Annotated in this window: 14 protein-coding genes and 1 pseudogene; 1 reads left to right on the top strand and 14 read right to left on the bottom strand. The window is 49.3% G+C overall.

The features are described from left to right. Positions 1 to 170 precede the first annotated feature (170 nt). Complete coding sequence (locus BLO51_RS22265) at positions 171 to 425, bottom strand: VOC family protein (RefSeq protein ID WP_090675332.1); 255 nt, start codon at positions 423 to 425, stop codon at positions 171 to 173. Between BLO51_RS22265 and BLO51_RS22270 the strand changes: the two are divergent. After that, positions 424 to 771 (top strand): annotated as a pseudogene (locus tag BLO51_RS22270) (IS1595 family transposase); the annotation flags it as partial. The gene BLO51_RS22265 and the pseudogene BLO51_RS22270 sit on opposite strands and share 2 nt — an antisense overlap. Before the next feature lie 319 nt (positions 772 to 1,090). Here BLO51_RS22270 and BLO51_RS22275 read toward each other — a convergent pair. The 13 genes from BLO51_RS22275 to BLO51_RS22340 all read right to left on the bottom strand — a co-directional run bounded on the left by BLO51_RS22275 (position 1,091) and on the right by BLO51_RS22340 (position 13,531). Continuing rightward, on the bottom strand, positions 1,091 to 2,500 hold the full coding sequence (locus BLO51_RS22275) for an SEC-C metal-binding domain-containing protein (RefSeq protein ID WP_167670283.1): 1,410 nt from the start codon (positions 2,498 to 2,500) through the stop codon (positions 1,091 to 1,093). Positions 2,501 to 2,991: 491 nt separating this feature from the next. Further along, the gene (locus tag BLO51_RS30480) at positions 2,992 to 3,249 is read right to left on the bottom strand and encodes a UPF0158 family protein (RefSeq protein WP_245719771.1); all 258 of its coding nucleotides are present in this window, start codon (positions 3,247 to 3,249) and stop codon (positions 2,992 to 2,994) included. A gap of 30 nt (positions 3,250 to 3,279) precedes the next feature. Then, entirely contained in the window at positions 3,280 to 3,639 is a 360-nt protein-coding gene (locus BLO51_RS30485; protein ID WP_245719772.1) for a hypothetical protein, read from the bottom strand. Positions 3,640 to 4,520: 881 nt separating this feature from the next. Beyond that, the gene (locus BLO51_RS22295) at positions 4,521 to 4,667 is read right to left on the bottom strand and encodes a hypothetical protein (RefSeq protein ID WP_174551298.1); all 147 of its coding nucleotides are present in this window, start codon (positions 4,665 to 4,667) and stop codon (positions 4,521 to 4,523) included. A 201-nt stretch (positions 4,668 to 4,868) separates the two neighbouring features. After that, on the bottom strand, positions 4,869 to 5,894 hold the full coding sequence (locus BLO51_RS22300) for an EthD domain-containing protein (RefSeq protein ID WP_245719773.1): 1,026 nt from the start codon (positions 5,892 to 5,894) through the stop codon (positions 4,869 to 4,871). Positions 5,895 to 6,051: 157 nt separating this feature from the next. Beyond that, on the bottom strand, positions 6,052 to 6,363 hold the full coding sequence (locus tag BLO51_RS22305; protein ID WP_090675339.1) for an ArsR/SmtB family transcription factor: 312 nt from the start codon (positions 6,361 to 6,363) through the stop codon (positions 6,052 to 6,054). 79 nt (positions 6,364 to 6,442) lie between these two features. Beyond that, positions 6,443 to 7,336 (bottom strand): LysR family transcriptional regulator, encoded by an 894-nt coding sequence (locus tag BLO51_RS22310; protein WP_090675341.1) that lies wholly within the window; start codon positions 7,334 to 7,336, stop codon positions 6,443 to 6,445. Positions 7,337 to 7,488: 152 nt separating this feature from the next. Beyond that, positions 7,489 to 9,027 carry an acyl-CoA carboxylase subunit beta gene (locus BLO51_RS22315; protein ID WP_090675342.1) on the bottom strand — a complete coding sequence of 513 codons (1,539 nt, stop codon included), beginning with the start codon at positions 9,025 to 9,027 and terminating at the stop codon, positions 7,489 to 7,491. A 32-nt stretch (positions 9,028 to 9,059) separates the two neighbouring features. Next, positions 9,060 to 9,842: an enoyl-CoA hydratase gene (locus BLO51_RS22320; RefSeq protein ID WP_090675344.1), complete on the bottom strand. Its 783-nt coding sequence runs from the start codon at positions 9,840 to 9,842 to the stop codon at positions 9,060 to 9,062. Between the two features lie 37 nt (positions 9,843 to 9,879). Next, on the bottom strand, positions 9,880 to 10,782 hold the full coding sequence (locus BLO51_RS22325; RefSeq protein WP_090675346.1) for a hydroxymethylglutaryl-CoA lyase: 903 nt from the start codon (positions 10,780 to 10,782) through the stop codon (positions 9,880 to 9,882). Positions 10,783 to 10,806: 24 nt separating this feature from the next. Further along, entirely contained in the window at positions 10,807 to 11,019 is a 213-nt protein-coding gene (locus tag BLO51_RS22330; RefSeq protein WP_090675348.1) for an acetyl-CoA carboxylase biotin carboxyl carrier protein subunit, read from the bottom strand. A gap of 17 nt (positions 11,020 to 11,036) precedes the next feature. Next, positions 11,037 to 12,377, bottom strand: coding sequence for an acetyl-CoA carboxylase biotin carboxylase subunit (locus BLO51_RS22335; RefSeq protein ID WP_090675349.1), 1,341 nt, complete (start codon positions 12,375 to 12,377; stop codon positions 11,037 to 11,039). 14 nt (positions 12,378 to 12,391) lie between these two features. Beyond that, a complete protein-coding gene (locus BLO51_RS22340; RefSeq protein WP_090675351.1) occupies positions 12,392 to 13,531 on the bottom strand; it encodes an acyl-CoA dehydrogenase in 1,140 nt (379 codons plus the stop codon). Positions 13,532 to 13,560 lie beyond the last annotated feature (29 nt).

Consider the following 13,560-nt stretch of genomic DNA (forward strand, 5'->3'; position numbering starts at 1 on the left):
TAGCCGATGTGTGGTATGAGTGATCAACATCACAAGTTGTCGGAACGCAAATGGTAGAAAAAAGATCGCCTTTTCTGTAGAATCGTTTGTACCACCAAACCGATTCAAGAAAGAGACGATCTCATGAAAAATGGTATCCGTGAAAAATTGACGGTTAAGTGAACGCAGCATCACTCGTTATAGTAGCCTTTGCCTTCTCCGGCTGTGAATGTGGCGATGTACCAGTTGTTGCCGAACGGGTCTTCGACGCCCGCGCTCCGTTCTCTGTACGGCATATCTGCGGGCTCGTACAGCGAAGCCGCCCCGGCTTCGAGCGCGTGCCTGTAGCAGCCGTCCGTATCGGCGACGAACAGATGGACCGTGGACGGCCGGGCTGCAAAACGGTCGCTTGCATCCGTTACTTCCACGATCGTATCGCCGATCATGACCTCGGCATGCTGGACAGAGCCGTCGTCGCGATGCGAGCATACTGCATTCTACTTTCTGAAAACCCGCAAGCTGTATCAATGCACGCGCTGCAAGCATCAGGCGTCTGTTACTGCCGGGACGATTATGCATAAATCACACACTCCGCTGCTGACCTGGTTTTGGGCGATTTTCCTTGTGGCGCACGATAAACGCGGTGTTTCCGCTGTTTTCCTTTCACGTGAACTGGAAATCTCCTACCCCACTGCGTGGTTATTGCTTCACAAGATTCGCAAAGCCATGGGAGATCGCGACGCCCACGACCAACTGGCTGGTTTGGTCGAGTTGGATGACGCTTTCTTCGGAGCGCCAACAGGCAGTTTGAAGGGCAGATGTTTAATCGCCTGCTGGCTGCTTGTGTTTCCACCGATACCGTCACCTACGGCGATTTGACCGCGTAAGCCAAGCGGAGCTAACTTGATATTCAAAAAAGTTTATTGTGCCCCGGTAAGTCCGTACTTTTTGTACGGGCTTTGTTTGATTAAAGATTCACGAACGAATGAACTGTATCCAATTCAAGAATATTTCCTTCTCGCCATTTTGATACATAAAGCCAATACAACCAGTGTTAATGGCCGAATTGGCTTCATCTTTTAAACCATTTTTATCAACAGATTCATTTCGCTCACGATGACGATCCGATCGCGAATGTATTCAAATAATCGTTCAGATCGAAGTTCTTCATCGTTTTTGCACAGCAGAACTTATATTTCACTTCGCTGCCGCACGGACACGGATCATATATATTCGCGGGCGCAAACCGTTCTTTTAGTGCTTTCTTTAAATCGCTTAAATCCTCCGTAAACTCCATGCCCATGATGTAGTGCCAATTAAAATGATCGCATACCCGCGCGACCTGCGCCGCCCGCTCTTCCGTTCTCACTTTGACAATGATGGGTTGCCGCTCGGATCCCCAGCCTTTATCCGGATAACCGACTTTATCTTTACTCATGGCCTTCCTGCCGCCTCCTTCCAACTGTTGCATGGTTTCATGCTTTCGAAGCTTACGTTCATGTTCAGGAATGTTATCCGCCAATGTTCCCATGTACATCTCCGCCACCGGCAGGAATGACTCCCGATCCCCTGAGCGCAAATCAAATTCATACAAATGCAATTCCTGCGCTGCAGCTGCGGCAGTTTCATCTGCCTGTTTCATAGGTGCAAGCTCCTCCTCCATTGGCAGAAAAGGAATTTTGCTCTTCGTTTCACGATGAATATCCAGCAGCTTGCATAAGCTGTCCGCCAAAAAATCCCGCAGCTTCAAAGCATCTAGCCTCGTGTATGCACGAGCATATACCAAAGCCTGCCGGAAATGCCACGCTGCAAGCTCTAGTTCTCCAATCTGCAGCAGCAAATCGGCAAGCGAATAATGGGATTCCACATGTGAAGCATCGACTTCGACCGCATGTTCAAAAACAGCCGTTGCCAACTCCGGCCGACCACCCTTATAATATAAATTCCCCAGCTTGTTCCAAAGATGACTATCTGCTGGATCATTCCCGAGCCGTTCCAGAAACCGTTCTTCCCCCTCGCTTACCCATTGCGGAGTCGTGCCATCGTACAACTTCATAAGTCCAAGCATAAACCCGGCATCAGGCTCCGCCTTCGCCCTCATTACACGCCCCATCAAATCCAGCGTAAAGAGAGGCGAGGTAAACTCCCACTCCCCCGCTCCATTGCACTTTGTGCAACGGATATAACCGGTAAACTGCGCGTTATCAATCAACTTCCCCGGCAAATCGAAGTCTGTATCGGGATTAGTGGGGTAATCGCTGTTTTCAACCACTTTTAGCCAGCCGGCCCCGTTAAAAATAGTCATCCCAATATCGTATACCGAAGCGTGGCCACATTGCTTGCACCGCAGCCGCTGCTTATTCGGTTTATAAGCGGGTGCAACTTTTTTGATCCGCCTGGCAATCATGGCAGCAGCTCTTCCCGGCAGCATCGCTACAGTCGGCGTTTCATCTAGCAGCGGCTCCACTCCGGTCATCACGGCAATCAGCTTTGGATTGATTCCTTTTTCCTTTCGGCTCATACTCTCCCTCATCTCATTCAATTCATTACATTTAAGTATTCCTTCAACAATAACGATCTTATGGGTCTGCAGAAGGTATTCCTTTATCGACTTTTGCGTTTCATAATTATTTCTGCAAGGGATGCCAGTCATCATTTCCCCGATTTCGTGATATGTTGTTCCTACGGCCTGGATGACCTAAGGATTTCTCCCCTCCCGCTCCACCGCTGCGGTAACCGCCTCTGTTTGTCGGGACATCTGCACTTTTTGAAAACACACTACGAATCCGGCATTCGGATTTTTGTCCAACTGATGATTCTGATGAAGCAACGTGTGGACAAACAACTTATGTTTATTAAAGGTTTGGTGGAAACTTTACCACATTAACAAAGCGGCTTGTTCCCTCAGGTCTTGTTCGAACATTTCACTTAGCGCGTCTCGATGGTAGGCTTGTCCAAGCTTGTTTCTCCTATACTGCTCGAAAGACACGATATTGTTTGTTTCGTGTTCACTCATTCCCTCATCTTCTCAGCTTGATTTTCATTTCCAACACTTACCTTCAAATTAACGTCTATGGATTCTAACCAATCCATGACACGTTCTTTATTTCTGCTTTCCACAAATTGATAATAACGATCCAATTCACGTGCATCCGAGGATAATGTGTCCTTGAATCTACGGAATATTTTCTTTCCGCCGCTCAATACGTGAAACAGCTTGGTCTTTAACTTCTCGTTTGGTACTGTATCTGCAAAGTCCTCCATATCCATATATCCCTCATGAGATTCGCGACTGGGGATTCAAAAATAGACTTCATTATATCCTTCTTCGATAGTCTCACTTAACGCCTCATCTTCATCGTCCATGTCAAACGAGTTTATCCTAACAATTTCACCAGTATCGATATTCAAAAAATGCTCAATTCCATCCATAAACATATCATATGTCTCTATCAGATCCTGAAGCTGACGCTCTGAAAGGATTAACTCCTTCATTTGAGATTCTCCTTCGCTAATACTACAACCCTTAGCAAGGGCTGACTGAGCCTCATGCTCCTCCCAAGTCACCCCATAAGGAGCTCCACCTTCCGTATAGCCGGCGATAAAATAAAAATGGTCATCTTGTTGAATGGAAAAAGATTCTGGATTTGAAAGGAGCAACTTCTTACTCTTCTTTTTTATTTCTCAAATGCCCACACCCCAAAAAATCAAATGTAAATCTATAAGCTCATCCCATGGTACCCCATTGCTTTGTAACCCTTGACACGTTTCTTGTACATGGACATAATCATCGGCACCTGCAAGTCTACATAATCATAGATCTGCACATCTCGTTTATTTTGATGTGTTCGATGAAGACGTCTAGCGTATTGCTGAAGCGTCCCTTTTCAGGAGATCGGATGAACCAAGAATCGATCAATAGCTTATAGATCTCCTGAATGCCAGGTGAACTCAAGTCTGAAGGTATATGGAAATTGGTATAGCGAGGAATTACCTTATGTTCCAATCCTCGAGCATGGGCTTGCGACTTCGCGTCTATATTAATTCGAATCGGATCACATTGCATGAGTACAATCGGTTGATGTCCATCCTTTCGAAAAAAAACACCAAGCCGTTCTCTCCATTGGTCCATCAATTCTCTTCTGTGGACCAGTACCAAGGTGCAGGCCTGTTGATTATCCACTAAATGGTAGAAAAAAGATCGCCTTTTCTGTAGAATTGTTTGTACCACCAAACCGATTCAAGAAAGAGGCGATCTCATGAAAAATTGTATCACGATCCCATCCGTTCTTCAATCCATTCTGAGTGCAGAAGAAGTCAAATCAATTGTGCAAACGATAGGTTATGAAGACAAAGCCCGTTACAATATTGGTGCACGGCTGCTCATCTACAATGGGATGGTTACATTCCTACGGCTTAATTCAGGTTCACTATTCTAGCTTTTCGAGCAAAGCAGCAAAGGTACCTTTCGCTGTGTTCAAGGAGCTTTTTCATCTGCTTATCCAAAAATGTAGTCGTAAGATACGTCAGGCAGAAAATCTTCAGCCACTGAAGGCAATCGAGAGCATTTGCTCTAAGCATGACGGGCCATCCAATTCTCCCAGAATCACCCGCTCTCCGGCTGACAACCGGATCGGCTGAGGGTAATTGGAACGATGGGGCCTGATCACTTTGTATGTACGGCTCATCTTGCCCTCCTCCTTCTTACTAGAACAGAAGTGTTCGGCGATGTGAACTACCCGCCACCTACGCTTTGCTTAGAGGTAAGGTTGGTTGTAGTAAATATTTGCGTTGGAGAATCCTGCGGCGGCAGCCAAAAACAAGGTAAGACCACGGATGCTCCGCCCCTTGTCGCTCATGTTGCCTTCTCCTTTCTCTGCCGGGGCAGATTACCTTATCGTCGCGTGTTCCGGATACACCCGGTTCACTACATTGTAGTTCAGCCCGGTCCAATATTCGGATGCTTTCGGATCGGCGATCCGCCGCTCGTCTTTCTCGATTTCACTGTAATCTTCGGTCATCAGAAAGTCCTCTACATCGTTCATATCGGCAAACGCCATGATCGTAATTCCGTCAATCCTGCTTGAGACGGGATGCCAGAACGGCTCCCCCTCGGATACCGGACCCATATTATGAAGCTGAACGTAACGTTTGACGTATTTGTGCGCCGCAGGCTTCGCCATCACAAGGCTCGCATACTTACGGAGCCAGTGCTCCTGGAACTCCTCCCGGCTCATGCCCTCTTGTCTTCGGTGAATCTTGACGAGCAGGATCGGGTCGCGCTGTGTTGCGCTCGGCAATATAATGTGCTCTGTCGCAATAACAGGGGCCAACTCGCGGAAAATGGCCTGATCTTCAGGAACAATTTTCGTCCTGAGTTTCTCTTGGCTGAATACAGCCTTCAAATCGTCGGGGGTGTTAAAAGCAAGATAGGCCATGCCATCCCACTCCGGTCGTCTGTATTCCGGAATGTGACCGATGACCGTATCGTACAGTTCGCCGTTTGCGTCGGTCGGGGCTACGTAAGGCGGCGGGGTAAAATGGGTCGGACCCGTGGAAACGCGGTGCACCTGATCGTAACGGGCCAAGTGCCGGATTTTTCCCTCCTCTGTGTCCTGCGCATAAATAAAGCGGGGGCCGTGAACTTTTCGCCAATACTCCGCCCATTTTTCATAACTGGTATTCGGATCGCCCGCTAATGCAAGCTTCTGCGAGGTATCCGCAGGATCGGCAATCACCTTTCCTTCCTGATCAAGAAGCGTATTCGGATCTCGTCGGCGTTGATCCAGCGGCGTGTTGTCGGCGCGGGACAGCAAGGAGGCCAGAACGGTCATTGGCTCCCGAGAAGACCGGTAATTCTCAAGATAAGGTGAACGATGGGAAAACTCACCCTCGCGTGATGAATGCTGTTTCATGAACCTCACTCCTCCTGAATTTTCGTAGGCATGGACTCCATTTTGATATCAAAGCGGATCTAACGTTTTTTCTGAATTTCTTGATATGTATATATACAGAAATCTAGATATATAACTCCAAAAAATAAAAAGGCAGTGCCTGAGCGAACAGGCGTGCCTACAATTCATTCCGCATATATTCCGTAAATTCCCGCAGCAGTTGTTCATTTCTTCGGTAATAGGTCCACTGACCGTAACGTCTGGACTCCAATAGTCCGGCTTGTAGCATCATGGACAAATAGCTCGAAACAACAGATTGCGTTAACCCGGTTTTGGTTTGAATACTGCCTACACATATCCCCCCTTTGAAATCGGCATCTTTGGGCAAGTAGATTTGAGGGTCAAAATGTTGTTCCGGATGCTTTAGCCATTCCAAAATTTGACGACGGGATTCGTTAGACAACGCTTTAAATATCATCGTGGTATCCATAGCATTACTATATCTATTTTTTTAGATATGTCAATGTCTATATTTTCAATGCCAATGTCCTGCGGGCAGCCGCTGTTCATTATTCCGGTTGATTCGGCGGATTGGCCTGGATATAGGTAATAAACTCCCGGGCTGCATAAGAAAGGTATTTATCCCGGGGATAAATAAGCGCCAGCTCCCAAGCAATCTGCGGATGGGAAATCGAAACGGTATGAACGGCAAGATGATGCAAACGGCTCGCCATCGATCTGGGGATCAATGAAATTCCTAATTGAGACGCCACCATCTCGCAGCAGAAATCCCACAGAGAGGTCATATGAGCTACCTCGGGTTCGAACCCGGCCTGCAAGCAAGATTGTCTAACGACGTCATGAAGGGCGAATTCCTTCGCGAACAGAATGAACGGCTCATGCTTTAATTCGACTAAACTGACGGATGTTCTTCCGGCAAGCCAGTGCTGACTGCTTACAATGACAACCAGCTCTTCAGATAACAAGGAAACGGTTTCATACAGCCGCGTGTTCACCGGCAGCACCGTAACTCCAAAATCGATATTTCCTTGCTCCATCTGCGTCTCTACTTGTTTCGCGCTGTATTCTACCATTTGAATCTCAATCTTGGGATATCTCTTCTTGAATCCGGCAATGATTTTTGGGAAAAGCAATGCGCTGATGGTAGGCATGATTCCCATTTTCACGTTTCCTCTTTGTACTTGAACCAGCTCATTAACAGAAGACGATAACTCCTCCAGCAGTTGCAAAATTTGCAAAGCCTTCTCGTTAACCAGCTTTCCTGCATCCGTGAGCACAACCTCCCTCTCGGAACGGTCAAGCAACGTAACGCTCAATTCGTCTTCGAGGGTTTTGATCATCTTGCTGATCGATGGCTGAGATACAAACAGGACCTGCGAAGCTTTTGTAAAATTTTTATGCTTGGCGACCTCTGCAAAATATTGAAGCTGTCTAATATCCATCTGATCCGGATCTGCCTCCTTCTCCCCCTATAGGCAAAGCGGTATCCAAACCAATCCCTTTATCTCAAGATTATACTATCATATGCCTTCCGCGCAAAAAACAGCACCGACGCGCCGCTAAACGCTTGGTGCTGTTCGGGAATGCGAGCGAATTAAACCGGATATACCGGGTGCTTCCGTTCAGAGAAGACGACAACCTTGGACGAATAAGCCTCGAATCGATTCACTAACTCGTCACGTAACGAATCGGCCGGAATAATCCCGTCGATAATCATTTCGGACGCTAGCCGGTAAATATCGATATCCTGTTTATACTCCTCCCGCTTTTGTTCGATAAAAGAGGCTCGCTCGTTTTCGGGCAGCTGAGCAATTTTATTGGCATAAACGGCGTTGACCGCGGCTTCCGGTCCCATCACCGCAATTTGAGCCGTAGGCAACGCGAGACAGCAATCCGGTTCAAAGGCAGGACCAGCCATCGCATAAAGGCCTGCTCCGTAGGCTTTGCGGACGATCACCGAGATTTTAGGTACGCTCGCTTCGGACATGGCTGAAATCATTTTCGCGCCATGGCGGATAATGCCTGCACGCTCCACCTTGGTGCCGATCATAAAGCCGGGGACGTCGGCGAGAAACAGAAGCGGGATATGAAACGCGTCGCAAAGGGTAATAAATCTGGCTGCCTTATCCGCCGAATCGTGAAACAGCACGCCTCCCTTCACCCGCGGCTGATTGGCAATGATCCCGACCGGTTTTCCGTTCATTCGGGCCAATCCCGTTATCAGTTCGCCGGCAAACAGCTTCTTGATCTCGAAGAATGACCCCTCGTCAATAATCCGGTCAATCAAGTCATACATATTAAAAGGAGCATTCTGATTGGATGGGATGATCTCTTCTAACGATTTCTCAAAGGATTGCGGCGCCGCTGCTTCCATAACCGGCGGTTTTTCGGAAAAATTGGCGGGAAAATAAGAGAGATATCGTCGTGCCATCGAAATGGCCTCTTCTTCGTTTTGGGCCAGCACATCGCCGCAGCCGGATACGGAGCAATGCATGCGCGCGCCACCCATTTCCTCGAGCGTAACCTTTTCTCCGATAACCATCTCCGCCATCCGCGGGGAACCGAGATACATGGATGCATTTCCATCCACCATAATCACAATATCGCAAAAAGCCGGTATGTAGGCCCCGCCCGCAGCCGAAGGACCGAAGAGCAAGCAAATTTGAGGAATTTTACCCGACAATTTGACCTGATTGTAAAAAATACGGCCGGCCCCGCGCCGACCGGGGAACATCTCGACCTGATCCGTAATGCGGGCGCCTGCTGAATCGACGAGGTAAATCAACGGCACTCTCATTTTTTCGGCTGTCTCTTGGATTCGAATGATCTTCTCTACCGTACGCGATCCCCAAGAACCGGCTTTTACGGTGGAATCGTTGGCCATCACACAAACGGTTCTCCCGTTAATCTTTCCAATCGCCGTAACTACACCATCCGCCGGAAGGTCTTCTGCCGCGCAGTTGGCAAATAACGCATCCTCCAGCTCGAAGCCCGGATCAAACAATAGCTTCAAACGGTCGCGGACAAATCGTTTTCCTTGCTCCGCATTCTTTTGATGATAATTTTGCGCCCCCCCTTTGAGGACCCGTGAAATACACTCCTGCAGCTCTTCCGAATTCATCCCTATGGTCATCCCCTATTCCTCCCTTATTTCCAAAATGCTAGTTATTCGCCCTTAAATATAGGGGGACGCTTATCTTTGAACGCCTGCAGTCCTTCCAAGCGATCCTTTGTCGGAATCGTGACTTCATAGGCATTTTGCTCAATCGCAAGCCCAGTGCTCAGCTCCACATCAAATCCCTTATCGATGGCGAACTTGGCCTGCGCCACGGCGACAGGAGCATTTCGAACAATTTGGCCCGCGATTTCAAGTGCCTTATCGAGAAGGGACTCTGGCGGTATCACATACTCTACCAGCCCCATATCCCTTGCCTCTTGGGCATCGATTTTTCTTGCGGTGAAAATAAGCTCCTTGGCGCGCCCCTTCCCGATCAGCCTCGGCAGCCGCTGCGTTCCGCCTGCGCCGGGAATAATCCCAAGCGAAGTTTCCGTAAGGGCGAATGTTGCCGTTTCGGAGGCGATCCGAATGTCGCAGGCCAACGCCAATTCCGTTCCCCCGCCATAAGCGGCTCCGTTCACGGCGGCAATGACCGGCTGGGGCAAGGCTTCTAACTCATGGATGCACTCACGAATCAAAGAAACCGTCCTGCGCACCTGGCTCATGTCCATTCCTGCGCGTTCTTTTAAATCGGCGCCTGCGCAAAAGGCCTTCTCTCCGGCCCCGGTGACCACGATACAACGAACAGACCGGTCAAATTTACAGGCCGCAGCCGCAGCCTGCAATTGTTCCAGCATCTTGATCGATAGCGCATTGGCGACTTCCGGCCGGTTTAACGTCATAAGCACAATGCCATTTCCAACGTTGGTGACCCCTACAGCTTTTTCCATGCTCCCCCTCCTTCCCTGAACCGAATCATGAGCCTGTCTATCCGTTCGAGCTGCCGACCTGCAGATTACGGCTTGGCAAAGCTCTTCCGATCTTGTCCTGAATAAAACGGGCCGCGGAGAGCAGCTTTTCCGGATTTACCCCCGTTTGAATCCCCATCGCATCCAACATGTAGAGCAAATCGTCCGAAGCCACATTGCCTGAAGCCCCGGGCGCGTACGGGCATCCGCCTAAACCGCCGACGGAGGCATCAAACGTCGTGATCCCCATGTCCATAGACACCAGAATATTAGCCAGAGCCGTGCCGCGCGTATCGTGAAAGTGCAGGGCCAGCTTTTTGGCATCAAAACGCTTTAACAGAATATCCAATACGTCTTGCACCTGCTTCGGATTTGCAATGCCAATCGTATCCCCGAGCGATAACTCGCCAATCCCCATGTCGAACAAAGCTTCCGATACCCGGATCACCTCGTCGATGGAAACCGGACCTTCATAGGGACAACCGAAGACGGTTGATACATAACCGCGGACTGACTTTCCTGCCGAAAGAGCTTCTTGCGCCACTTCTCTTAAAATAGGAAAAGTAGCGCTAATCGACTTGTTGATGTTCCTTTGATTATGGGTTTCGCTGGCAGACATAAAGACAGCCGCTTCATCCACATCGACTTCCAACGCTCGCTCCAGACCTTGACGATTCGGAACGAGAGCCGAATAAACGATGCCGGGCATCCGTTCAATTCCTTTCGCAACTTCAGCGGCATCGGCCAGCGCCGGAATCCACTTTGGATTCACAAACGAAGTGATTTCAATGGACTTCATTCCGGTGCCGGACAATTGGTTGATCCAAGCTATTTTATCCTCTGTCGAAACAAAGACCTTCTCATTCTGTAACCCATCCCTCGGACCAACCTCTTTGAGCGTCACGCTCGCTGGCCAGTTCATCTCCCCCGACCTCCAGCATACGTTTTAATCCAGCTCGATCAATAAATCTCCTTCATCCACAAAGTCGCCTTCGCTCACGATGACTTCTTTTACCGTCCCGCCGGAACCGACCGTAACCGGGATCTCCATTTTCATCGATTCCAAAATGACCACATCTTGTCCTGCTTCGACATGATCCCCAGGCTTAACAAGAATTTTATACACATTCCCCGCCATAAACGCCACGATTTTACTCATCTGAATAACCTCCTGTTTTACGAACGTAAATACTTGGCAACGAAACCTGTTGTCGTATCGCCAGAACGGAACGCGGGATGCGCGATGACTTCTTGCAGCATCGGGATGTTTGATTTGATTCCCTGAACGTGATAATGGGCTAACGCCTCTTGAAGCCGGTCGATCGCCTCGCCGCGATCCTTCCCTTTGACCACGAGCTTGGCAATCATCGGATCATAGAAAGGAGTGACCACGGAGCCCTCCTGTACAGCGAGCTCATGGCGGATTCCCAGTCCTTCAGGTATCGCAAACGTCGTAATCGTTCCCGGAGATGGGAAGAACGTCTTCGGATCTTCCGCATAAATCCGCACTTCGATCGCATGACCGTCGCGTGTCACATCGGATTGACCGAAATTCAAGGAATGTCCTGCCGCAATTCGCAGCTGCTCTGCAACCAAGTCCAAGCCGGTAATCTCTTCTGTAATCGTATGCTCGACCTGTAGACGAGTATTCATTTCAAGGAAATAGAAATTTTTGTTCTCGTCAACTAAAAACTCGATGGTTCCCGCATTCCGGTATCCGATGGATTTAGCCGCCTTTACTGCCGCTTCTCCCATTTTGCCGCGTGTGAGTTCATCCAAATACGTAGAAGGAGCTTCCTCCACCACTTTTTGATGGCGGCGTTGAATGGAGCATTCCCGCTCCCCTAAGTAAACGGTATTCCCATAGGAATCGGCCAAAATCTGAATTTCGATGTGCCGGGGATTTTCCACAACCTTCTCGACATACATGGCCCCATCTCCGAAGAAATCGGAGGCGCGTTTCCGGTTCCCTTCAAATGCTTTGTGAAGCTCCGCTTCGCTGTGAACGATCTGCATGCCGATCCCGCCACCGCCGGCCGAAGCCTTGAGCATGACCGGATAGCCGATACGACTGGCTGCCTGCGCCGCTTCTTCCGCATCCGCTAACGGATAGGAAATGCCGGGGACGACAGGCACACCTGCCTTTTCCATCATATTCCGGGCTTCAATTTTACTACCCATGCGGGAGATGACATCCGCGGACGGACCGATGAATACGATACCGGCTTCCTCACAGCGGCGGGCAAATTCGGCATTTTCCGAGAGAAGGCCATATCCGGGGTGAATCGCGTCCGCTTTGGAAAGACGGGCGATTTCCAAAATCTTATCGATATTCAAGTAGCTCTCCGCTACTTTGGGACCTCCCACCCCGTAGGCCTCATCCGCCATCGCGACATGAGGGGCATTCTTATCTGCTTCCGAGTAAATACAGACGGTGGCAATGCCCAGCGATTGACAAGTGCGGATCACGCGGGCCGCAATTTCCCCCCGGTTAGCGACTAGAATCTTCTTGAACATAAAACCAATCCCCTTTAACAGCCGATCTGGCGTGCAATGACCATTCGTTGGATTTCCGAAGTTCCTTCCCCGATCTCCAGAAGCTTGACGTCCCGGAAAAACCGCTCCACCTGGTATTCCTTCATGTAACCATACCCGCCATGGATCTGAACGGCTTGATCGCAGACCTTCATCCCCATTTCCGAAGCAAATAATTTGGCCATCGCCGCTTCCTTCTTAAAGCCTTTTCCTTGATCCTTAAGCCAGGCCGCTTTATAAACCATGTTGCGCGCGACTTCAATATTCATGGCCATGTCGGCCAGTTTAAATTGGATGGCTTGAAAGGCAGATAAGCTTCGGCCAAATTGTTTTCTTTCTTTGGCGTACTGGAGTGATTTTTCGTAAGCCCCTTGGGCGATCCCGACCGCCATAGCCCCGATCCCGATTCTTCCTCCGTCAAGCGTAGCTAAAAATTGCTTGTACCCGTGTCCTTCTTTCCCCAGAAGATTTTCTCTGGGAACGGTTACATTTTCCAAAACCAACTCCGTTGTATTCGAAGCGTGAAGACCCATCTTTTCATAATTGCTAATGACCGTAAATCCCGGCGCATCGGTAGGTACGATAAACGCACTGATGCCATCCGTCCCTTTGGAGCGATCCGTTACGGCCGTGAGCGCCAGGTTTTTGGCATAGCTTGCATTGGTAATAAAGCATTTGGAACCGGAAATGATCCACTGATCGTCATGCTGCTGCGCTGTCGTTTGGGTTCCGCCTGCATCGGAGCCTGCATTCGGTTCCGTCAGCCCAAACGCGCCCAAGTATTCTCCTTGACAAAGCGGGGTTAAATATTTTTCCTTTTGCTCGTGCGTTCCGAATAAATGGATCGGCGCTCCGCCTAACGAAACATGGGCTGAATAGGTAATACCTGTGGATGCGCATACCCGGCTTAATTCTTCTACAGCGATCGCGAAGCTTATCGTATCGGCGCCCCCGCCGCCATATTGTTCGGGAAAAGGCAGACCCATGACTCCCAGCTTCGATAATTTATCGAAAACATCCTCCGGAAATTGCTTTGTGCGATCCCGTTCATCTGCGCCCGGAGCAACCTCGCCTTCCGCAAAATCACGCATCATCTTCTTGAGCAGCGTTTGTTCTTCAGTTAAATCAAAATGCATGATGTCATCGCCCCTAACTTAATCATTCT

This window comes from Paenibacillus tianmuensis, from assembly GCF_900100345.1.
Taxonomy (GTDB): Bacteria; Bacillota; Bacilli; order Paenibacillales; family NBRC-103111; genus Paenibacillus_G; species Paenibacillus_G tianmuensis.

Excerpts from the sequence above, each read along its gene's own strand:
- BLO51_RS22325 (WP_090675346.1), bottom strand. The coding sequence starts at position 10,782 with ATGAACTGGCCAGCGAGCGTGACGCTCAAAGAGGTTGGTCCGAGGGAT.
- BLO51_RS22300 (WP_245719773.1), bottom strand. The coding sequence starts at position 5,894 with ATGAAACAGCATTCATCACGCGAGGGTGAGTTTTCCCATCGTTCACCT.
- BLO51_RS30480 (WP_245719771.1), bottom strand. The coding sequence starts at position 3,249 with ATGGATATGGAGGACTTTGCAGATACAGTACCAAACGAGAAGTTAAAG.
- BLO51_RS22315 (WP_090675342.1), bottom strand. The coding sequence starts at position 9,027 with ATGACCATAGGGATGAATTCGGAAGAGCTGCAGGAGTGTATTTCACGG.
- BLO51_RS22320 (WP_090675344.1), bottom strand. The coding sequence starts at position 9,842 with ATGGAAAAAGCTGTAGGGGTCACCAACGTTGGAAATGGCATTGTGCTT.
- BLO51_RS22335 (WP_090675349.1), bottom strand. The coding sequence starts at position 12,377 with ATGTTCAAGAAGATTCTAGTCGCTAACCGGGGGGAAATTGCGGCCCGC.
- BLO51_RS22295 (WP_174551298.1), bottom strand. The coding sequence starts at position 4,667 with ATGAGCCGTACATACAAAGTGATCAGGCCCCATCGTTCCAATTACCCT.
- BLO51_RS22340 (WP_090675351.1), bottom strand. The coding sequence starts at position 13,531 with ATGCATTTTGATTTAACTGAAGAACAAACGCTGCTCAAGAAGATGATG.
- BLO51_RS22330 (WP_090675348.1), bottom strand. The coding sequence starts at position 11,019 with ATGAGTAAAATCGTGGCGTTTATGGCGGGGAATGTGTATAAAATTCTT.
- BLO51_RS22275 (WP_167670283.1), bottom strand. The coding sequence starts at position 2,500 with ATGAGCCGAAAGGAAAAAGGAATCAATCCAAAGCTGATTGCCGTGATG.
- BLO51_RS22305 (WP_090675339.1), bottom strand. The coding sequence starts at position 6,363 with ATGGATACCACGATGATATTTAAAGCGTTGTCTAACGAATCCCGTCGT.
- BLO51_RS22265 (WP_090675332.1), bottom strand. The coding sequence starts at position 425 with ATGATCGGCGATACGATCGTGGAAGTAACGGATGCAAGCGACCGTTTT.
- BLO51_RS22310 (WP_090675341.1), bottom strand. The coding sequence starts at position 7,336 with ATGGATATTAGACAGCTTCAATATTTTGCAGAGGTCGCCAAGCATAAA.